This window comes from Cellvibrio sp. 25HG11W-0, assembly GCF_057815475.1.
In genome coordinates, this window is sequence record NZ_CM174230.1 from 158,461 (window position 1) to 180,007 (window position 21,547).

Genomic DNA, 21,547 nt, shown 5'->3' on the forward strand with positions numbered 1-21,547 from the left:
AGGCTTTTGCGCGAGCGAGTGGCTAAGGCTTTTTACAATCTATTGGAGCATTCATGTTGTCAGACATTTTACATATGATCATTTACACCCTCGGCGCCTTGTTTCTCGTGGTCGTCATACTGCGTTTTTTATTGCAGGTGGTGCGCGCAGATTTTTACAACCCTATTTCCCAAGGCATAGTAAAAGCCACCATGCCGCTGCTTAAGCCCCTGCGAAAAATAATTCCCAGCGCTGGTGGAATTGATTTCGCCTCAGTGGTGCTGATTCTGTTGGTGCAAGTCGCGGCCACTTATCTATTGGCGCTGGTGCATGGCGTTATGGCGGTGATGGTCAACCCGCTGCTGGTGTTGGCCTGGGGTTTTGTTGGCGCCCTAACGATGGTGTCCAATATCTTCTTTTGGAGTTTAATCATCAGTATTATCGGCAGCTTTGTTGCGCCCTTCAGCAGTAACCCAATCTTGACTCTAGCGAATCAAATCATTAATCCCCTCAGCGCGCCCCTGCGTAAATTGATTCCGCCGATTGGGGGTGTGTTGGACCTGTCCCCAATTTTTATTTTTTTAGGCTTGAAAGTGGCAGACATGCTAATCATTAAGTTGGCAATTTTTCTGCAAGTTAGTCCACAGCTGGTGCTCGGCTATTGGTAGCCCAGAAGCACCATATTGCAGCAGGGATTGCTGTGCTTTTGCCTCAATGAATTGATAACAAATAGTCATCGACTTCACACTGGAGTTTAAAACGGCGTTTTCCTTTTTTCTCCTTGGGGCGGCTTAAATGTTCATGGTGGAAAACATCATCATCAAAATGGCCATTACGTTTAATGTTTTTGATGAAATGTTGTTTTTTAGATTTTGATGTAGCGGGGCTCATGGTTAATCCCTCAGTCGTTTATGGTTGACACTCATCCTTGAGTGATGGCTATTCCTTAGCGAATTGGCAAAACTTAGTGAAGTGAATCTAAATAAGCATCGACTTCTTTTTTTGCTTCATCTTTTGTTTTTCCGTAGCGTTCTTGCAGTACACCCGCAAAGCGCTCGCTACTACCATTAATACGATCTAAATCGTCGTCAGTGAGATCGCCCCATTTTTTTTGAATAGAGCCTTTTAGTTGCTTCCACTTGCCTTCAAAAATGTCACTGTTCATAAAAAGTACCTCAATTGTTAGCAGAAAAAATGTGTTTATGAATGCGAATATCCTATCGCTTGTTACCACAATCATTGCTATCAATATAAGTCTGCACTTGATCAATTAACGCTGATTGCATGTCCGTGGTTAATTTGAAATTTGCAAGCTTGATGCCAATATTTATCTCCTTGTATTTAAAGGAATTTATTAAATTTATAAACATGAAAATTGTTGAAAAAATTACAAAGTAGTCATTTTTTCAACTTATTTTTATCTATGCGGTCATTTTAAAACGTCGAAAAAAGTTTTCTGGTATCAATCCCTGAAGGTGTAGTAGACGGCTTACTCATTTGTGTCGCGCGCGCGTTCAATCTCATGCAGTCTGCATTTTTAAAGATTTTGTCCGACTGTTCGGTAAATCTCCCCTAAGCTCAAATGTCTGAATCCAAACCGTGCCTTGGCGCGTATAGCTATCAACAGCCCTTTTTCCGCCGGGAAGGCGACGGGCTGTCGCACGACATATTGCGTTAATAACAATGAGAAACAGCTATGGACATCAATTTGGACTATTTACCTCTGCTTAGCGCCACGGCGCAGGGCGACCGACAGGCTTTTACGCGGCTATATCAGCAGACTTCCGGCAAGTTGTACGCGGTGAGTTTACAAATGCTGCGCCGGCGCGATTGGGCAGAGGATGCGGTGCAGGAGGCCTATGTGCGCATTTGGCACAACGCCGGTGAATACCAGGAGGAGAAGGGCACGGTGCTTACTTGGATGACCAGCATAGTGCGTTACCGCGCGCTGGATATGCTGCGCGCGGCCAAGAGTCGGCGCGAGAGCGATGCCGAAGTGGAAGAGGTGGCCGATGAGCGCACGCCGGAAATCGAACTTTACGAAGAGCGCGACAGGGTGCAAATAGATCGCTGTATGGATCGTTTGGAAGACCAGCAGCGCAACGCCATTCACATGGCCTATTTTCGCGGTCTCACCCATTTTGAAGTCTGCGATGCCATGGCGATTCCCTTGGGAACCGTCAAAACCTGGATTCGCCGGGGTCTTGAACGTTTAAAGAGGTGCCTTGAATCATGAATTATTTAACCGAAGCACGCCAAAATGCGCTCTCCTCGGAATATGTGTTGGGCACCCTGCAGGGGCCAGCGCGGATTCGCTACCAGCGCTTGCTGATGCAGCATCGCAGCATGCGCGAAACTCTGTGGCGCTGGGAAGGGCGCTTAAATGAATTGGGTGGCGCCTTGCCCGAGCGCAGCCCCGCGCCTGAAGTTTGGGAGAAAATTCAAACGCGCTTGGGATTTCATCAGGCTGAAACCGCAGCGTCAAATGTAGTGCGTTTGCCGCAAGCCAAACCGCGCGCGCTGCAGTGGTTTGCTGGTTTTGCCAGCGCTGCCGCCATTTTGTTTGCCGTCCTATTGATGACTTTGCAGCCGCAGCCTATGCCCAGCGCAACCCAAATCGCCGTAGTCCAAAGCGAAAAGGCCCAAGCGCTATGGGTAATAGAGCTGGGTGCGCAGGAATTAACGGTCAGCGCCACCGATCGCTTTAAGCCCTTAGCGAATCAAGACTATGAACTCTGGATGGTCGCCGCCGATGGTCGCGCGCCTATCTCACTTGGGTTGCTACCTAAATCTGGCAAGTTAGTTTTGCCGCGCAATGTGTTGTTTGATCAGCTGCAGGTCGCAGCGCTCGCGGTGAGTTTAGAACCGCTCGGCGGTTCGCCTAATGGGCAGCCAACCACGGTGCTGTACACCGCTGAGTTAGTTACTATTTAACGCGCTGGTTTCAAACAAAGAAGCCCGCACTGAGTCTGTTCAAGTGCGGGCTTCATTATTGTCAGTACGAGTTGCTAGGCTTAGTATAAAGAGTGAGCTTTGCGCGCTTAACTCGGCTTTGTGTTCCTCCGCTTATGGATAGCCAAGATCTACAGCGTTAATGAAGACAAAAATCTTTAACTTTGTCTTTGGCATTTGCATTTTCTACTGCGGCAAGTTTAGAAAGCTCAGTGATGATTTCTTCTTGAACCTTTCTTATTTCAAGTTTCTCTGAAAGACCATCGATAGTAATTAATAATTGTCCCTTCCAACCTACTTTATTCCTAAGTCGATTGAGCTTGCCGATCCATTGTTCGCTGTGACTGTAAATGTCATTAATTTTCATTTGGCCCAAGTACAGAGGTTTAATGGCTTTTATTGGTTGTGCATCGATAGTTTGAACCAATGGTAGTTGGACAGACACAACATTGGGATTGCCGATGTGATCTTCTTTGAAGGGTGTATTTAATTCAAAGCTTTTAACCAAATCTTGAATTCGTCTAACCAGTTTTTGTTCTGGGCTTTCATTGCGCAGAAATCCAAACTCAACGTAGTGGCCAAACAAGTTGACTAATTCTTGCTCTGGATTGTCAGTTAAACGGCCTCTTGGCTCGCTGAAGCGAATAATTGCTTCTCGAGGATGTATCGTAAAGTTAAAGGTGTTTAGCAATTGATCTGCTGTGGTCGCAGTTGCCAACTTTTCAAGGCGCTTCAATTCTGCGTCAATTGTCATTACTGCTTCGCGGTAGACATGATGCTCAAGTCCTTCGAAAAAATCCGTATAGCGCTTGTATTTATGTGTCTCGAGCTTGTAGATCCAGTGGCCTGTTTGCGGGCATATCAAAAGTACCCCGATATTGGCAAACTCGCCGGTCTCGTTATAAGGCAAGAGTTGGATCAGGGCATAGCGACATGCATACTTTTTCATTCTGCCCTCCAAAAGTCGTCGGTTTGGCAACGTAATAACTGATTTCTCAGTTGGTTAATATCTATTGTAGATGGTCTAGTCTGCTCTAAGTCCATCCAATGCCATTCATCCGGCATTGAGGCTAATGCCTGATCTAATGCTGGGAGTGCTGCTTCCAATTGTTGTTGGTAGGAAGAGCGGGTAACCAAGTCAGATGAAATAGTATCCCAATGGTGGCCAAAAATATGTATAGCTTTAAAGTTAAGGGGATCGAAGTCTGAAGCAAATGCAAGGTTGTGGTCAATAACCGCTACCCTTTGATTCGCACTATCCCAAAGTAAGCTGGGATTGCCAGCATTGCGGTCATCGTTACGTATCCACCAGTCAAACACCAGTAACTTTTGTTGCAATTCTTCGTCGACTTTGGGTTTGTTTGCCACCTCAAACCAGCAGGCCAATGGCACTTCTTGGGAGGCAAACCCCATCCCTGTACCAATAGATCGCAGATTTGCTGTGGTTACGCTCAGCAGTTCAGGTGATATCTCTGCTAAGCGAAATTCGGGAATTGGAAGCCCAAATGCTCGGCCCAAATGGGCACAGACCCACTCGTTGAGACGAGTAGATAGGCTCGACTGGCGACCTTTGACATAATAATTTAGTCCATCTTCACCTTGGCATAGATAGGGTTCTCAGCGCCCTTGAAGTGCTTGCTTAGTGATTTCAATGATCTGAATGGGTGCGTATTGGGGCATTCAGCGTCCTTAGTTTATTCAAATTCATATTTTACGGTTCTATCCTATTGGATAGGTTGTTGTTTATCCATGCTTTTGTGTGGTTTGAGAGTTCTAGTAAATCGGCCTTAAAGGTTACTAATGCCAATTGCTTTTACCTCCCCCAAAAATCTATTTCAAAAATAATCACAAATAGTTGAATCCAAAACCTCAGTTGAGCCGTTTGGTGTTAGGTAACGCAAACCTAAGCCATTTTTCGAACGACTCAACTGAAGGATTTACCATGAAAACTAAATACCTCTCTACTTTGATCGCTGCGCTCTGCGCCGGGACTATTGCCTCCTCTAGCATGGCCTCCAGCCACCGCGAAGCGCCGAATATCACCCGCACGCCGGCGTTGGACTCTACGGATTTTTATGCGTTTAACAGCTATGAAGCTGGGCGTGGCGATTTTGTGACCCTGATCGCCAATTACATTCCCCTGCAAGATGCCTACGGCGGCCCCAACTATTTCACCATGGATCCGAGCGCGGTCTATAGCATCCATGTGGATAACGATGGCGATGCGGTGGAAGACCTGACCTTTGAATTTCGCTTTAGCCAAGCACTGGCGGGTGGCGAGGGCGTTAAGTTGATGGTTGGCCCTGAAGGCAATAGCCGCATGGTGGCAGTGCCGCTAAAAAATGTAGGCGCTGTGTCGCAAAGCGATAGGTCGGCGGTGAACTTTAGCGAGAGCTACAGCATTAAGTTGGTGACTGGTGCGCGCAAAACCGGCACCTCCATGGATGTACAAAACGCTACCGCCATGGGCACCAGTTTTCATAAGCCTCTGGATTATATTGGCAACAAAACCTTTAGTTCGCCCGCTGACTATGCCAGCTACGCCAACAGTTTTATTTACCAAGTAACTATTCCAGGTTGCGCAACCCCCGGCCGCGTGTTTGTTGGTCAGCGCAAAGATCCCTTTGTGGTCAACTTGGGTAAAACCTTTGATTTGGTGAACTATGTACCGGTTGAAGGTGACAGCGCACCGGGCGCGGCGGACGGCGGTGGTTTCCCCGGCGGCATCACCCAAAGCATGAACAACGATGAGCTGCGCTACAAAAATGTCACCGCTATTTCGCTCGAAGTTCCCAAGGCCTGTTTGGTGGGTATGGGTAACGGCAGCATCGGAACCTGGACCACCGCGAGTTTGCCGCAAGCGCGCATTCTCAATCCGCAAGCATCCTTTAATAACACTGAAGTAAATGGCGGCGCGCTGACGCAGGTTTCGCGTTTAGGCAGTCCTTTAGTGAATGAGTTGGTGATCGGCCTTAAAGATAAAGATCGTTTTTCTAGCGCACAGCCAAAAGATGATGGCCAGTTCGCTGATTACGTTACTCACCCATCGCTGCCTGAGTTGTTAAACATTTTGTTTAAAGATGCGGTAAATACCACCTTGGGTGCAAATATTTCTACATTGGCGCCTACCAACTTCCCGCGTATGGATTTGGTCACTGCCTTCCTCACCGGCTTCCCCGGCGTCAATCAACTTAAAACCGTTACGCCCTCAGAAATGTTGCGTTTGAACACCGGCATAGCAGCAACACCAGCGGCCATGCAATCTACCTTTGGTGTAGTCGGCAATGACTTGGCGGGCTTCCCCAACGGTCGTCGCCCTGGTGATGACGTAGTCGATATTGCTTTGCGCGTTGTTATGGGTCGCCTTTGTTATCCCATCCCCGTTGGCGGTGTAGATACAGATTTGGGTCTGTGTAAACCCGCAGATGCTAGCGTAGGCAATGTGCCTTTCACGGATGGCGCACCTATTAACGCCAGCATGATGAAGACGGCATTCCCCTATTTAGCCGACCCACTTTCTGGCTCTAACTAATTCAGGTTTTCACCTTAGGAGATAACGATGAAATTTATTCCTCAATTAAGCCTGATGCTAGCGGCGGGCGTTCTGCTCAGCGCCTGCGGTGGCGGCAGCGATCATAAGTCGCCGCCTACACCTATGCCAGTAAACAAAGTGCCTTTGGCACAAACGGCTAGCTTTGCTACCCAGGCTGATACTCAACTCAGTGGCAAGTTAATGGGTACCGACGCCGACAAAGACATGCTCAGTTTTGCAGTCGCGTCTATGCCCAGCCAAGGCACCTTAACGCTGCAAAGCGATGGTTCGTTTGTCTATGTGCCCAAAGCGGATGTAATAGGTATGGATCAATTTACCTTTAGCGTCAGCGATGGCAAAGCGAGCTCCATGACGGCGGTAGTGAATATCACGATTGATCGCTTGGCGGTGAACTTTAGCAGTTATACCCGCGCGGCTTTTGCGCAAGCTGCAACGGATAAACCACTGCCACTTAATTCGCGCACTGTTACTCAAGATGTGATGGATGAACATGAGTTTGATGATCTGCTAATGCCGTAATGTGTACCGTTTCCCCTCCCGCCATGGACGGTGGGATTTTTATAGTCACTAAAAATTTAAAAAATCGTATAACAACATAGATTTAATTTGAATGCTGAAACTATCAGCGGATCTTTAAGGTAGTCATTATGAATAATTATTGGTATGGGCTTGGCTTGGTACTAGTGTTTTGTGCTCAGCTTCAGGCCGCGCCCTATACGCCCACTGCCGCCGATGAAATCGTCGCCGAGTGGAATTACACCGCCAGCCCTGCCTTGCAAAAACTACAAGCTCAGCGTCATTTGCAACCTGAAAACACCGCTGCATTAATCACTCTCGCGCAAGCTTATTTAACCCAAGCGGCGCAACCAGGTTACTCGCGCCTTTATGGTTTGGCGCAGGCGACACTAGCGCCTGCGATTGCGCGCAATGAGCAAGATGCAAACCTCTGGTTTGTGTGGGCGCAGCTACTGCAACACCAACATCACTTTAGCGAAGCACAAATCGCTTTGGAAAAAGTATTGGCTTTAGAGCCAACGAACGCTGGCGCCAATCTGCTCGCTGCGCGTATTTATCTTATCCAAGCGCAGCCAATAGCCGCACGCAATGCCTGTTTAAAATTATTAGGTCAGGCTGATCTGCTCAGTGTTAGCGCCTGCAGTTTGGAAGTCGCCAGTCAAAAAGATGAAGCAGCCTTGCGCACTAGCTTTGAACAACTGCAATTGATGCTAAGCAACCAAGGCTTGCCCAGTGATGATCGCGCTGTTTGGGTTTTACAAATGCTCGCCGATATGGCGCTGCGTTTGAATGATTTCGCTGCGGCCGAAAATTTTCTGAAAAAAATTCAGCAAAAAAATTCAGTGAGTTATTGGGCGCAGTGGAGCGATGTGCAACTCAAGCTAGACCATGGTGAAGCGGTAGTGGCCGCTTTAAGTAAGGTGTTAGCGGCAGCACCGGAAATGGATGACGCCTTGCTGGTACGAATTGTTCTTGCACAACAGCAGCAAGCGACTAACGACCTTAAGCGCATAACTAATTACGACTGGGTGCAAGAACTGCGCGCGCGCATTGAGTTGCGCGAAGCGCGCGGCGATCAAGCTCACGCTGCCGATTTAGCCATTTATTATTTGGACATAGCACCCAATGCAGAGCGTGCGTTGACTTGGGCAGAGGCAAATTGGCAAGCGGCACGCGAACCCAGTGACAAGACTTTATTGGCGCGTGCACAAGCCGCCGTTGTTTTGGCAAAGGGAGAATAAAATGCGCGTGATTCTTAGTTTGTTCTGCTTGTTATTTTCACTGAGTGTGAGCGCGCATCAATTGAGTACCGCCTATCTATCGCTGAGTTTAGATAACAAAGGGCTAGTCTCCGGCGAACTACAACTGCGTCTTTACGACTTGGAGCAAGCCATTGGTATTGATAGTGACGGCGATGGCAAGCTGCGCTGGCAAGAAGTGCAAGCCCGCTCGCAGGCGATTGAAAAATATGTGGCAGCCCATTTAACACTAGAGCGTGCCGAGCAGCCTTGCAGCCTAAAGTTAACGCAAGAGTCTAGTTTGCAATGGCAAATCGATACCCACTTTAATGAAGCCTATCTATTGCTGCCGGTATTCAGTCAGTGTGCTTTGGCGGGTGATCTACAACTGAGTTACAGCGCCTTTATGAAAGAAGATAGCGAGCATAAATTACTGTTTAGTTTGCGCACTGCCTCAGCCACCCACAGCCGCGTGCTAGATAACAGCCAAACCAGGCTTGCTCTGACAACTGACGCGGGTGATAGCTGGGCGAGTTTTGTCGAGTTCGTGTATCAAGGCATGGTGCATATTTGGAAAGGCCTCGATCACATTTTGTTTTTAGTTTCGCTCTTGCTCACGTCGGTATTAGTGCGCCGTCAAGGGCGCTGGCAAGCGGAGCCCAGCGTTAAGCGAATTGTAATCAACAGCTGCTGGATAGTTACCGCTTTTACCCTCGCACACTCCATTACCCTCTGTGCAACCGCCTTGGGTATTTTGCAATTTCCCAGCCGTTGGGTGGAGGTAGGGATTGCTGCTTCAGTGGCCTTTGCAGCCTTTAACAATGTGTTTCCGTTGGTACAACGGGTGGCGCTGCTGACGTTTTGTTTCGGTCTGCTGCACGGTATGGGGTTTGCAGGAGTGTTGGGCGAGTTAGGCCTGCCCGCAGATGAAAAGTTGATGACAATTTTGGCGTTTAATTTGGGTGTGGAGATTGGACAAATGGTTATACTCACCGCCCTGTTGCCGTTATTAATTTTAGTGCGCAAACAGCTTTGGTATAGCCGTTACAGCCTTACTGCTGTATCGGTGGTAATTTTTTTGGTGGCATGCCAGTGGGTTATTATGCGCTGGGCCGCGTAAGGAGTGCGTTATGCGTTTTATAGTTGGTGTGGGATATGGTGTTTTGGCAGTGTTATTAGCGCCTTGCGTAACGGCAGCAGTTAAAGATAATGCAGCGCCGATACTGGAAGATGTGATGGTCTATGGTTACCGTATGAATCTACTGGGCACCAGTATATCTGCCGGTGAGGGTGTTATAGGTGGTGTCGAGATTGCTAATCGTCCGGTAGCGCGCACCGGTGAAATTCTGGAGTTTGTCCCAGGTATGGTGGTGACCCAGCACAGTGGGTCGGGCAAAGCCAATCAATATTTTTTGCGCGGCTTTAATCTAGATCACGGCACTGACTTCGCAACCTCGGTTGACGCTATGCCGATTAATATGCGCAGCCATGGCCACGGGCAGGGCTACACCGATTTAAATTTTATTATTCCTGAATTGATTCAGGATATTCAGTATCGCAAAGGTACTTACTACGCTGAGGTGGGTGATTTCTCCGGTGCTGGTGCCGCGCAGTTTTCGCTAAAAAACTCACTCGATAAAAGTGCACTGAGTTTTACCGCAGGCGAATACGATTACCAGCGGCTATATACGGCTACGCAAGTTGATGTGGCCGCGGGGCATTTATTATTCGGTGTGGAAGCACAAACCTATGCAGGCCCCTGGACGGATATCAATGAGGCTGTACATAAAACCAATCTGTTGATGCGCTACTCCGCGGGTATCGCCGACGGGGAGTTTTCATTAACTGCAATGGCGTATCGCAATCGCTGGAACTCAGCTGATCAAATTCCGCAGCGCGCGGTAGATCAGGGTGTGATTAATGCTTTTGGTTCGCTCGATAGCGATTTAGGCGGCGCGTCCAGTCGCTATAGTGTGTCAAGCCAATGGGCTAATCAGAACTGGGCTCTAAGCGGTTATTTTGTTGATTCAGCTTTGAATTTATTCTCCAATTTCACCTATTTTTTGGATGATCCCATTCACGGTGATGAATTTGAGCAAGTCGATGATCGCCAGTTGATGGGCGGCGAAATAGTGCGCAATTGGCAAACGGATATTGCCGGTAAATCCACAACCTATAAGGTGGGTGTACAAGTTCGTCATGATGCAATTGCTGAGGTAGGTTTATACAAAGCGCGCGCGCGTGAGCGGTTGTCGGCCACGCGTGTTGATGCGATTGACGAAACCTCGCTGGCAGTTTTTGCACAGAGCGATATTCAGCTGAGCGAAGCTCTGCGTGCGCATCTGGGGGTGCGCCATGACTATTTAGCTGTGAAGGTGCACAGTGACCTTGCGCAAAACTCTGGTGATGCGGCTGATGGAATTACCAATCTTAAAGGTGGCCTGAGCTATAGCATCAATGATCAGTTCGAAACCTATATTAATTTTGGTCAGGGTTTTCATTCGAATGATGCGCGCGGTGCAACCATTGCAATCGATCCAATCTCAGGCGAGCTGAGTGAGCCGGTAAATTTGTTGTCGCGCTCGCAGGGTGCTGAGGTGGGTGCGAAATTGTTTGATAGTAAGCGCTACAGTATTTCCTCATCGCTCTGGTATTTGCAGTTGGACTCGGAATTGTTATTTGTGGGTGATGCCGGTAATACCGAAGCGAGTCGCGCCTCCGAGCGCTCAGGCATTGAAGTTGCCAGTTACTTTTGGTTTGCAGAAGGCTGGAGTATCGATACCGAATTGGCCTGGACGCGCTCGCGCTTTACTGAAAATCAAGTGGAAGACGGTAAGTATGTCGATGGCTCGCTGCCCTTTGTCGCCAGTGCCGGCATTAGCTATGCGCCCGCAACGACAGGGTTTCATGGCGCGCTGCGCTATCGCCATTTTGCTGCGCGGGTATTGGACAGTTTTAAACAACAAGAAGCAGATGCCACTCGGGTGGTGAATTTGGGCTTGGGCTATCGCTGGCAACAGTGGTCACTGGGACTCGATATTCTCAATCTGTTCGATAGCAGCGATCACGATATTGATTATTTTTATCCCTCTCGCTTATCCGGTGAGGCGGATGCCGGCGTCGAAGATTTGCATTTTCATCCGGTTGAGCCGCGCAGTGTTCGCCTCCGCCTTGAAGTCACTTTTTAATTTGTTCTTCGCTGCAGGATACCGCTTGGTGTGCAAGATGGCATTACCCGCGGTATACCGCAGCAAATCGTTTCACAAAGATGGTCTTAATGTCCATTTTTGATTAATAGGGCAAATTAAACGTTCACAAAATAGTTAGCACACCTTTTAAGGTTGCTACCAATTTAAACATGCAAAGCTTGCACTAGCCCTCATTTTTTACTTCCCACTTTAAATTGCTACGCCTGTTCCACCGCTGCTTTTTTTAATTTCCCGCCCACCTTCATTAAAACCAAAACATGGGACGAACATATCGTCTGCGCTGTGCCAGTATCTGTCGCTGTTAAACGACGAATAACCAATAATCAAGGCCACGCCTCAAAGTTAGTTCCCCATAATAATTGATAAGGATTGAACACTATGAAACGCAACAATTTATATTCCCTGTTAACCGCTGCATTAGTGGCAGTTAGCCTGTCGGCGCAGGCCGATGTGCTGAACCCCACCATTGGCAATCTTCTCTACGAAGAAAACTTTAACAGCTTGGATTCCACTGTATGGAACTCCATCAACGGCGATGGCTGTGAAATAGGCTTGTGTGGTTGGGGTAATCAGGAATTGGAGTATTACAGCCCCAATAACCTCAGCATTGAAGCTGTGCCCTTTGAACCAGGTACGACGGCACTGGCGATTCAAGCTAAGCGCGAAACCTTCGGTAGCCACAGTTTTACCTCGGGCAAAATTACCACGCAGGATAAGCTGCAAGTGCAATACGGCATGATTGAGATTCGTATGAGCACGCCGCAAGTGGGCACAGGTTTATGGCCTGCCGCATGGATGCTCGGCACTAGCCTGGCTAGCTGGCCAGCGAAAGGCGAGTTGGACATTATGGAGATGGGCCACAGCCAAGCGGGTATGGCGGGGGCTGGCTTTGCAGGGGCGGATATCAACAGTTATGTGGGCGCTAATGCCATTTTTTATGCGACCTCAGCCTGTGTGCCAGCAAACCCTAGCTGCGCGGCGTCTACTGCTTGGCAAACGGCGAATGCCTATGTGGCGCACACACCGTTGACCAATCGCTTTGTGAAATATCGCATGTATTGGACTGATACCCAAATTCGCTTCACCGTCATCGACAACGGTGTTGAGCATGATATGTATCAAAACCCTATACCGGTTAACGCCGAGTCGGCTGAATTTCAGGCGCCCTTCTATTTTCTCTTCAACCTAGCCGTGGGTGGCAATTTCACCGATGCCGCAACACCAGGCCAAGTAACCGCGCCGCTGCCGGGCAAAATGTACGTGGACTATGTAAAAGTCTATCAATTGGATGGCTTGGGTGAAGTGAAGCTGGGCAATCAAGTGGTTGCGGAAAAAGGCACCTTTGGGGTCTTTACCGATAACACGCCAACGACGAACAAAGAAGTTGCCGGCGTCACCTCGGATATCTGGGTGTGGAATACCACTTCGGTTACTGCTGGTACCTTGCCCGCCTATGAAGGCAGCAATGTTATTGCCTGGAACTACACCGCACCCCAGTGGTTTGGCGGCAATATCGCCTCACGCCAAGCGCGGGACATGAGCAGCTTCGTTAATGGCAATGTGAAATTCCGTATTAAAATTCCGGCCAATGTCGGTTTTAAAATCGGTATTGCCGATACCTACACCAATCAAAACTGGATCAACTTTCCCGCCAATACCACCACTTATGGCCTAGTACGCAATGGCGATTGGGCGCAGGCGACTATTCCTGTATCAGTGCTGCGTGGCAGTTTGGTCGCTCTGCAGTCGCTGTCGTCGATGTTTAATATCGCGAGTATTGACCCCCAGCCGAGCAGCAACTTTCAAATGGCGATAGATGACATTGTTTGGGAATGCGGCACTGGCGCAGCTTGTCAGCCGACAGCCTCGTCCCAGCCAAGCTCTTCTGTTAAAAGTTCGTCGCCAAAAAGTTCCGCGCGAAGCAGCGTTACACCGGTAAGTTCGGTAGCGCCAAGCAGTCTGGCGCCTTCGTCCACGCCGAAAAGCAGCGCGGCCGCAAGCAGCAGTGCAGCGTCGGTGAGTAACGGCTACAGCATCACTTCGGGTAGTAGTGTTAAGTTTTTTGTGAATGGTGCCGCCTGGGCTGATATCCATTTCAAAGTGAATGGGGGTGCGCAGCAAAATGTACGCATGATTCACAACGCCGATAACAGCAATACCTATGACCTTGGCAGCCTTCCTGCTGGTGCCCGTGTGAGTTACAGCTATACCATTGGTTTGGCGCAGGGCGCACAGGACACCGCATGGGCCGAGTTCACGCTGCCAGCAGCGCAGAGTTCATCCAGCGCGGCGGCGTCTTCCCTTCCCAAGTCGAGCAGCAGCGCTGCCGCTAGTTCGGCCGCTGCCAGTTATGGCTATACCAAGCTAAGTGCTAACAGCCTAAAGTTTTATGCGAATAACGCGAGTTGGGTTGATATTCATTACACCATTAATAATGGCGGCCAACAAAATGTACGCATGACACACCTCAGCGACGGCACTAATAGCCTTGTGTTGAGTGGCTTGCCGAGCGGCGCCCAAGTAAGGTATTCCTTCACCATCGGGCAAGCAGTGGGAGCTACAGACACAGCTTGGCAAGCTTTAAGTCTGTAAGCCTTAAATTTATAAAAACGACACATCTTGTATATTTCTAATTATCTCCGCCCTTTTTAGCCCCTCTTTCGAGGGGCTTTTTTTATGTGAAGTGAGTCACAAAGTATCAATCGTGCACCTTTTGAGCGCTTTAAGCGACCGCTCGCTGCTCAAGTTCTAGGCAATAGCCTTTTTTTCCGCTTTAATGAGCGTAATAATTATGTAACAACCAGCTTCTTATTCTGAGTTGTGCTTAAAAACAAGTAATTACGAGCTAAAGCTATGGACGTTAAAGCCTTACACCGCCAAATGGTTCATTACACTCGCTGGAAGCATCAGTTGGATGAGCGCTTAGCCAGTTTTGAGCAATGGGGAAAAAGCCACGGCATGTTGGCGCCGAGCATGGGTAAAACCCTGCAGCGCGCCCGCCATTTGCTGCGTGGCGAAAGTTTTACCATCGCGTGTGTGGGTGAATTTTCACGGGGTAAAACGGAACTCATCAACGCCTTGCTCTATACCGGCGGCGGTCGCCGCCTGCTGCCCTCGCAGCCCGGGCGCACCACTATGTGTCCAACAGAAATTTATTGGGATGCACATCAACCCGCAAATTGTGTGCGCCTCTTGCCGATTGAAACGCGGCGTACCAATACCAGCCTGCAAAACTTCAAACGTATTCCGCAAAACTGGACCACGATTCATTTTAATGTCGAAGATCCTGAGGAAACACGCGCGGCTATTAATCAGGTGTCTGCCAGCAAACAAGTTAGCCCGAGCGATGCGCTCAAACTGGGTTTTGCAAAAGATGAATTAGGCGAGCGCGATGCCGCTGGCATGGTGACAGTGCCAGCTTGGCGCCATGCGCTTATCAGCCTCGACCACCCGCTGCTGCGGCAAGGGCTGCGTATTGTGGATACGCCTGGCTTGAATGCCCTAGGCAACGAACCTGAATTAACCCTCAAAACCCTGCCTGATGCACAGGCGATTCTGTTTTTACTCTCTGCTGATGCGGGTGTAAGCGCCAGCGATATGGCGATTTGGCGCGAGCATATTCAGCTCCTGCGTGACAATCAATGCACGGCGGTCATAGCGCTGCTCAATAAAATCGACAGCCTGTGGGATGACTTAACCCCAGAGGCAGAAGTACAGGCAAATATCCAACGGCTGCGTCGATTGACTGCGCAACAGCTGCAATTGTCACCCGAACTTGTGGTGGCGCTCTCGGCGAAGCAGGGGCTATTGGGCAAGGTTGGGCGCAATCAAGAACAACTGGCGCGCAGTAACTTTCCCCAATTGGAAAAGATGTTGGCAGAGTGTGTTTTGCACAATCAGCAGCAGATTATTGGCCATCGTTTAGTGGGCGATAGCTACAGCATGATCATCCATACCCGTAAAAGTTTGATCCAGAGGCTAACAGCCTGCGAGGAAGAATTGGTGGAGTTGCGCAGCACCGCACCGCAAGCACTGCAAGAGAAATTACAGCAGGTGCGCGACACCATTCGCCGCAATCACCACGAATATCATAAGCAGGCGCTGTCGCTGCGCACCAGTCAGCGCTTGTTAGAATCGCAAAAGCAGGCCTTGTTGGCACCTGTAAGCATAGCGCTCTTGGAAGAGCAAATTAATGAGGCACATCAGAGCTTGGCTCAGAGCTGGACAACTGTAGGTTTGGTGCGGGCAATCAGCCACTTCTTTGATGCTGTCGACAGCAGTGTGCGCCACCTCGAACGTGAAATGGAACGTACCAATCGCGTATTGACCTCTGTATATGAGCGCCCTGAGCATGCATTAAGTAACGACGATCTTATGATGCGTCACCTGTTAAAAGTGCAAAAGCAGCGTCGTCAGCTGCATCAATTACACAAGCGTGCGCAGGATTTTTGCAGCGCACCCAGTACTGTACTAAGCCGCAAAGGCACGCTTATTAGCCGCTTTATCAGTACGCTGGTACAGGAAGTGCGCAATGTATATGTCGATATTAATCAACATATCAATCACTGGCTGCAAGAGGCTTTGGCGCCGCTCTTCCATCACAATCAATACCAAAAGCAATTGCTTGAACATCACATGTTGCACCTGACGCAACTGCAGACCCAGCGCAATAGCCAGAGTGAACAGTTGCACAGCCTGCAAACCAATATCTATCAATTGCAAACTGCCTTAAGTGATTTGGAACCCCTCTATCGCGCGTTCTTGAGCGAGCCTTTAACGCCCGAATTGATGGATGATGCGGCGCCTGTTACCAAGGGACGAGACGCGCGCGCGCAAGTCGTATCGCTTGATCATGCCCGCCAAAACGCACGTAGCAACTAAGCGGTCTTATAAGCCGCTATACTCGCTAGCCAAGAGATAACTTGCAGCACCGTCAGTGCAACTTTAGACTGGCGCCCTTGCTGCAAGGGTGCAGCGTTTAATTCAGCCGCTACGAGATTGCCATGTCCAAGCTAATTCCCGCTGATTCAGTGGGCATTGTCACCCCGCAAACCCTGCATTTTAGCGAGCCACTGTTGTTGGCTTGCGGCAGAACGCTGAATCAATATGATCTGGTTTATGAAACCTATGGCCAGCTAAATGCGGCCAAAAGCAATGCCGTGCTTATCTGCCACGCCCTCTCTGGGCACCATCATGCCGCGGGCTTTCACAGCCTTGAGGACAAGCGTCCCGGTTGGTGGGATGCTTATATAGGCCCCGGTAAGCCGATAGATACCAATAGGTTTTTTGTGGTGTCGCTCAATAATTTGGGTGGCTGTCACGGCTCTACTGGCCCCAGCTCCGTTAACCCCGATACCGACAAGCCGTGGGGAGCAGATTTCCCCATGGTGCGCGTGCGCGACTGGGTCGAAAGCCAAAGACGCCTCGCTGATGCCCTCGGCATTGCATCTTGGGCTGCGCTTATCGGCGGTAGCCTTGGCGGCATGCAGGTAATGCGCTGGGCGATTGATTATCCTGAGCGCGTGCGTCACGCAGTGGTTATTGCCTCTGCCTTAAAACTATCAGCGCAAAATATTGCCTTTAACGAAGCGGCGCGCAAAGCCATTGTGAGCGACCCTAACTTTTGCGATGGCGACTATCTGGCGCAAGGCACCCTACCTAAAAATGGTTTGGCGGTGGCGCGTATGATTGGTCACATCACCTATTTGTCTGATTTTGCGATGGGCGAGAAATTTGGCCGCGATCTGCGCAGCGGCAGTTTTGAGCTGGGCACCGATGAGCCGGTCGAATTTCAAATTGAAAGTTATCTGCGCTATCAGGGCGACAGCTTTGCAACTAGCTTTGATGCCAATTCTTATATTCGTATCACCAAAGCACTCGACTATTTTGATTTGGCCAGAGAATACGGCGATGACCCTATAGAAGCCTTTAAAAAAGCGCAGGCTAAATTTTTAGTGGTGTCTTTCTCTACCGATTGGCGTTTCGCGCCCGAGCGCTCCCACGAAATCGTCAATGCCTTGGTGGGTGCTAATCGCGCAGTGACCTATGCAGAAATTGAATCTAAACATGGCCACGACGCCTTCCTACTGCCCGATGAACGCTATCAACAAGTGTTTCAGCGCTACCTCGCGGGGGTGACACTCTGATGCGTATTGATCTCAATGAAATACAACCCTGGATCGCCCGCGGGAGTCGTATACTGGACTTAGGTTGTGGCGACGGCACCCTGCTGAAATTTTTAATCGATACCAAATCTGTAACAGGCTATGGTTTAGAGATTGATCCGACGCAAATGAATAGCTGTATCGATAAAGGGTTGAACGTGATTGAGCAAAACCTCGATCGCGGCCTCGGCAACTTTGCTGACAACAGTTTCGATACGGTACTCATGACCCAAGCGCTGCAAACCTTGCATTACCCGCACCGGGTTTTGGATGAGATGCTGCGAGTAGGAAAGGAATGTATTGTCACCTTTCCTAATTTTGGACATTGGAAAGCGCGCCTACATTTGGCAACTCACGGACGTATGCCCGTATCAGATCTGTTGCCCTATGAGTGGTATAACACGCCCAACATTCACTTTTGTACCTTTAAAGATTTTGAAGTGCTCTGCCGCGAAAAAAATATCAAGGTGATTAACCGCTTGGTGGTGAATGAGCAGGCGGGTCAGGCATTTAAAGATATTATGCCCAACCTGTTTGGCGAAACAGCCATCTATCATTTAAGCAAATAGCCGTTGGCGTTGCGCACTTATCGTGAGTGAGTTCCGCCTATATGCACAAGAGGGTTTATTATGAAATATCTTATCAGTGCCATTTTTTGTTTGCTCTCCGTGAGTACTTTCGCGCAAATTGATCAGACCAAAGAAATCGAAACCGCGCAAAAATTTGGCGAATACACTATTCATTACAATGTATTTAATAGCAGTATCATTGCCCCCAAAGTTGCAGAAGCCTATAAGTTAGTACGCGGTACCGACCGCGCCATCGTCAATATTAGTTTTACTAAAACAGAAGATGGCATTACCACCTTGGGTTTGCCAGCTGTGGTGCTGGGGTCGACGCAAAACCTTATGCAGCAACAGCAAAAATTAACCTTTATCGAAATCAAAGAAGGCGATGCGACCTACTATTTAGCGCCGTTTGTTTTCAACAATGAAGAGCTGCTACATTTTGATATTCAAGTGCAAAATGCCCCCGATGCTGAACCTATGCAGATTAAATTTACGCGTACGCTCTATCGAGATTAAGTGGCCATGAAAAAAATTGTATTGGCCAGCGGTAATGCAGGCAAGCTGCGTGAATTTCAAACACTTTTAGGTGATTGCGGTTTTGACGTTGTACCTCAGTCAAATTTTTTTAGCGAAAACGTTGAGGAGACTGGGCTGAGTTTTGTAGAAAATGCGATTCTTAAAGCGCGCTATGCCTGTGCTAAAACCGGCTTGCCGGCATTGGCCGATGACTCAGGTATTGAAGTGGATGCGCTTAATGGTCGCCCGGGTATTTACTCGGCGCGCTATGCAGGTGAAGCGGCACAGGATGCCGATAATAACGCGAAGTTGTTGCAGGAGCTTGCAGGCGTTCCCGCAGAAAAACGCAGCGCGCGCTATCACGCAGTGCTTGCGTTTATGCGGCACGCCGAAGATCCAACGCCTATTCTCTGCCATGGCGTGTGGGAAGGCACTATTCTCACCCAGGCGCGCGGTGAGGGTGGTTTTGGCTACGACCCTTTATTTTGGGTGCCGAGTCATCAATGCGCATCGGCAGAATTAGCCAAGGCAGAAAAAAATCGAATTAGCCATCGCGGTAAAGCCATGCAGGAATTATTACAGCGACTTGCTGGTTTAACCTTCTAACTGGCGTAGCAGTTACCCCTCTTATAGAATGAATTGTTAATGACACTCAGCCTTCCGCCGCTTGCTCTCTATATTCACATCCCCTGGTGCATTCGCAAATGCCCCTATTGCGATTTTAATTCACATCAAGCGAATGATGATATCCCTGAAGCGGACTATGTTGCCGCACTGCGCTATGACTTGCAGCAGGATCATGTGCTCGCGCAGGGGCGCAAACTCAGCAGTATTTTTTTTGGCGGTGGTACGCCGAGTATGTTGTCGGCGCAGGCGATTGCGCAGATTCTTCAAGATGCGGAAAACATTATTGGTTTTGACGCGAATATTGAAATTACCCTAGAGGCAAATCCCGGTACTTTTGAGCAAGAAAAGTTTGCGGGTTTTCGCGCAGCGGGTGTTAATCGCCTTTCTATCGGCATTCAAAGTTTTAATGATCGCCAATTAACATTACTTGGCCGCGTCCATGGGCGCGCTGAAGCCTTGCGCGCCGTAGGCTTAGCGCGTAGCGCTGGCTTCGACAATATTAATCTCGATCTTATGCATGGCTTGCCAGAGCAAAGTGTCGCGGATGCCTGCGCTGATTTGCAGCAGGCAATTGATTTAGCACCAGAGCATATTTCGTGGTATCAGCTCACTATTGAGCAAAACACCGCATTTTACTCTGCGCCGCCGTTGTTACCCGAAGAGGAAATTCTGGCGGATATTCAGGACGCGGGTCAGGCGCTTCTCGCCCAAGCGGGCTATGAACAATATGAAGTTTCTGCCTATGCTCGCAATCGGCAGCAAGCGCGCCACAATCTTAATTACTGGCAGTTTGGCGATTATCTCGGCATAGGTGCTGGCGCCCACGGCAAAATCACCTTGCCTGCGCAAGATAAGATTATTCGCCTGTGGAAAACGCGGGTGCCCAAAAATTATTTAGAGAGTGCGTCCAGCCAAAAAATATCCACCAATCTTTGCGGTCACCAAAATGTATTTGGCGGAGGTAGTGAGCAACTTGGGGTGGAAGCGCTGCCGCTAGAGTTTATGATGAATGCATTGCGTCTTAATGAAGGTGTTGACCTGTCCTTTTTTAGTGCGCGTACAGGTTTGGCGTTGGATGCTATAACGCCGCTATGGCATCAGCTGATTGCCCAAGGCTTAGTGTTAAGCGACCCCGCTCGTGCGTGCACCACGCCCTTGGGGCATCGTTTTTTAAACCGAGTATTGGGGAATTTTACGGCTAAAGATTAAGCTGGTGGATTCGTCGCCTTGGCTGGTGGCCACAGGCTTATTAAAAAAGGCCAGCGACATAGTAGTCAGCTGGCCTTTTTAGTTTTCATAATATTTTTTTGGGTGTGTTAGAGCTCGATATCGTAATCGATAATCACCGGCAGATGGCTAGAGAACTGCTGGGTTTTATAGATAGCGGCATATTCCACTTTATTGCCAAGGCTATTGGAGACGACTTGAAAGTCTGTGCGCCAACCATCGCCTTCATCTTTGGTGCCATTGGGCCACCAACTGTATTCATCCCCGTCTTTATTAACCTTACGAAAGGCATCGACATAGCCAATTTGGTTAAACAGCTGACTTAACCATTGGCGTTCATAGGGCAAGAAGCCAGAATTGTGTTGATTGGTAGCACTGTTGCTGACGTCTTTTGGGGTGTGAGCCATAGCCCAGTTACCACAAAAAATGTACTCGCGACGCTTGCGGGTGATTTTGTCGAGGTGTGCCTGAAAGTCGTCAAAAAACTTAATTTTGACTTCTTGCGACTCCATTTCGGAGGTGGCACTAGGCGCCAGCAAGGAGCCAATGCTCATTTGCTCAAAATCGACCTGCAAATAGCGACCTTCCATATCCACACCCGATGCGAACCCCAAGCCATAGATAAGGGCTTTAGGCTGCAGACGCGTATAAATAGCGACACCATTGTAGTGTTTAGTGCCGGAATCAAAAAAATAGGCGTGGTAACCTTTCAATTCGAAAGCGGACGTTTCCATTTCGCGCTCGAGTGCACGAAGGTCTTGCAAGCAGATAAAATCTGCGTCCTGACTGGCGAGCCAAGTATATAGGCCACGCTGCGCCGCCTGAAAAATGCCATCGACGCTAAGACTGATAACTCTCATGTTAGCCCCTTGATTACGGACTGTGTATCATACCCGAGCTTTATGTGATTGTGTTACCGATACGACTGGGTTTTTTGTGGTAGTGGTTACTATTTTTCACATCCTTACACTTGGCTTAGGGCGTTATCACCAAATGC

The 21,547-nt window shown here is 49.0% G+C and carries 19 protein-coding genes and 1 pseudogene; 15 read left to right on the forward strand and 5 right to left on the reverse strand.

Annotated elements, in window-relative coordinates; genetic code table 11:
• Positions 1–53 precede the first annotated feature (53 nt).
• Complete coding sequence (locus AC0KUT_RS00695; RefSeq protein ID WP_488832705.1) at positions 54–647, forward strand: YggT family protein; 594 nt, start codon at positions 54–56, stop codon at positions 645–647.
• A 43-nt stretch (positions 648–690) separates the two neighbouring features.
• Here AC0KUT_RS00695 and AC0KUT_RS00700 read toward each other — a convergent pair whose 3' ends face one another.
• Together AC0KUT_RS00700 and AC0KUT_RS00705 are read right to left on the reverse strand one after the other, a co-directional pair.
• Positions 691–870 (reverse strand): hypothetical protein, encoded by a 180-nt coding sequence (locus AC0KUT_RS00700; RefSeq protein WP_488832707.1) that lies wholly within the window; start codon positions 868–870, stop codon positions 691–693.
• Positions 871–943: 73 nt separating this feature from the next.
• Positions 944–1,144 carry a CsbD family protein gene (locus AC0KUT_RS00705; protein ID WP_488832708.1) on the reverse strand — a complete coding sequence of 67 codons (201 nt, stop codon included), beginning with the start codon at positions 1,142–1,144 and terminating at the stop codon, positions 944–946.
• A 531-nt stretch (positions 1,145–1,675) separates the two neighbouring features.
• Here AC0KUT_RS00705 and AC0KUT_RS00710 point away from each other — a divergent pair.
• Both AC0KUT_RS00710 and AC0KUT_RS00715 read left to right on the forward strand, forming a co-directional pair.
• Positions 1,676–2,215 carry a sigma-70 family RNA polymerase sigma factor gene (locus AC0KUT_RS00710; RefSeq protein ID WP_488832709.1) on the forward strand — a complete coding sequence of 180 codons (540 nt, stop codon included), beginning with the start codon at positions 1,676–1,678 and terminating at the stop codon, positions 2,213–2,215.
• Complete coding sequence (locus AC0KUT_RS00715; protein ID WP_488832710.1) at positions 2,212–2,913, forward strand: anti-sigma factor; 702 nt, start codon at positions 2,212–2,214, stop codon at positions 2,911–2,913. The genes AC0KUT_RS00710 and AC0KUT_RS00715 overlap by 4 nt, the downstream gene beginning before the upstream one ends.
• A 157-nt stretch (positions 2,914–3,070) precedes the next feature.
• On the opposite strand, the gene AC0KUT_RS00720 is transcribed toward AC0KUT_RS00715, so the two are convergent.
• Both AC0KUT_RS00720 and AC0KUT_RS00725 read right to left on the reverse strand, forming a co-directional pair.
• Positions 3,071–3,880, reverse strand: coding sequence for a DUF3037 domain-containing protein (locus AC0KUT_RS00720; protein ID WP_488832712.1), 810 nt, complete (start codon positions 3,878–3,880; stop codon positions 3,071–3,073).
• Positions 3,877–4,488: pseudogene (locus AC0KUT_RS00725) on the reverse strand (HipA family kinase); the annotation flags it as partial. The gene AC0KUT_RS00720 and the pseudogene AC0KUT_RS00725, both read right to left, overlap by 4 nt.
• 385 nt (positions 4,489–4,873) lie before the next feature.
• Here AC0KUT_RS00725 and AC0KUT_RS00730 point away from each other — a divergent pair.
• The 12 genes from AC0KUT_RS00730 to hemW all read left to right on the forward strand — a co-directional run bounded on the left by AC0KUT_RS00730 (position 4,874) and on the right by hemW (position 20,532).
• The gene (locus AC0KUT_RS00730) at positions 4,874–6,463 is read left to right on the forward strand and encodes a DUF4331 domain-containing protein (protein ID WP_488832714.1); all 1,590 of its coding nucleotides are present in this window, start codon (positions 4,874–4,876) and stop codon (positions 6,461–6,463) included.
• 27 nt (positions 6,464–6,490) lie between these two features.
• A complete protein-coding gene (locus AC0KUT_RS00735) occupies positions 6,491–7,003 on the forward strand; it encodes an Ig-like domain-containing protein (protein ID WP_488832716.1) in 513 nt (170 codons plus the stop codon).
• A 128-nt stretch (positions 7,004–7,131) separates the two neighbouring features.
• The gene (locus tag AC0KUT_RS00740) at positions 7,132–8,241 is read left to right on the forward strand and encodes a tetratricopeptide repeat protein (protein WP_488832717.1); all 1,110 of its coding nucleotides are present in this window, start codon (positions 7,132–7,134) and stop codon (positions 8,239–8,241) included.
• A gap of 1 nt (position 8,242) precedes the next feature.
• Complete coding sequence (locus AC0KUT_RS00745; protein WP_488832719.1) at positions 8,243–9,358, forward strand: HupE/UreJ family protein; 1,116 nt, start codon at positions 8,243–8,245, stop codon at positions 9,356–9,358.
• Positions 9,359–9,368: 10 nt separating this feature from the next.
• Entirely contained in the window at positions 9,369–11,426 is a 2,058-nt protein-coding gene (locus AC0KUT_RS00750) for a TonB-dependent receptor (RefSeq protein ID WP_488832720.1), read from the forward strand.
• 399 nt (positions 11,427–11,825) lie between these two features.
• On the forward strand, positions 11,826–14,039 hold the full coding sequence (locus tag AC0KUT_RS00755; RefSeq protein ID WP_488832721.1) for a glycoside hydrolase family 16 protein: 2,214 nt from the start codon (positions 11,826–11,828) through the stop codon (positions 14,037–14,039).
• Positions 14,040–14,300: 261 nt separating this feature from the next.
• A complete protein-coding gene (locus AC0KUT_RS00760; RefSeq protein ID WP_488832725.1) occupies positions 14,301–16,328 on the forward strand; it encodes a dynamin family protein in 2,028 nt (675 codons plus the stop codon).
• Positions 16,329–16,450: 122 nt separating this feature from the next.
• Complete coding sequence (gene metX / locus AC0KUT_RS00765; protein WP_488832726.1) at positions 16,451–17,593, forward strand: homoserine O-succinyltransferase MetX; 1,143 nt, start codon at positions 16,451–16,453, stop codon at positions 17,591–17,593.
• Positions 17,593–18,180 carry a methionine biosynthesis protein MetW gene (gene metW / locus AC0KUT_RS00770; RefSeq protein ID WP_488832727.1) on the forward strand — a complete coding sequence of 196 codons (588 nt, stop codon included), beginning with the start codon at positions 17,593–17,595 and terminating at the stop codon, positions 18,178–18,180. The genes metX and metW overlap by 1 nt, the downstream gene beginning before the upstream one ends.
• 60 nt (positions 18,181–18,240) lie before the next feature.
• On the forward strand, positions 18,241–18,696 hold the full coding sequence (locus AC0KUT_RS00775) for a DUF4426 domain-containing protein (RefSeq protein WP_488832728.1): 456 nt from the start codon (positions 18,241–18,243) through the stop codon (positions 18,694–18,696).
• A 6-nt stretch (positions 18,697–18,702) separates the two neighbouring features.
• On the forward strand, positions 18,703–19,302 hold the full coding sequence (locus tag AC0KUT_RS00780; protein ID WP_488832730.1) for an XTP/dITP diphosphatase: 600 nt from the start codon (positions 18,703–18,705) through the stop codon (positions 19,300–19,302).
• 39 nt (positions 19,303–19,341) lie between these two features.
• A complete protein-coding gene (hemW, locus tag AC0KUT_RS00785) occupies positions 19,342–20,532 on the forward strand; it encodes a radical SAM family heme chaperone HemW (protein ID WP_488832731.1) in 1,191 nt (396 codons plus the stop codon).
• A gap of 107 nt (positions 20,533–20,639) precedes the next feature.
• On the opposite strand, the gene AC0KUT_RS00790 is transcribed toward hemW, so the two are convergent.
• The gene (locus tag AC0KUT_RS00790) at positions 20,640–21,410 is read right to left on the reverse strand and encodes an exodeoxyribonuclease III (RefSeq protein WP_488832732.1); all 771 of its coding nucleotides are present in this window, start codon (positions 21,408–21,410) and stop codon (positions 20,640–20,642) included.
• Between the last annotated feature and the right edge of the window lie 137 nt (positions 21,411–21,547).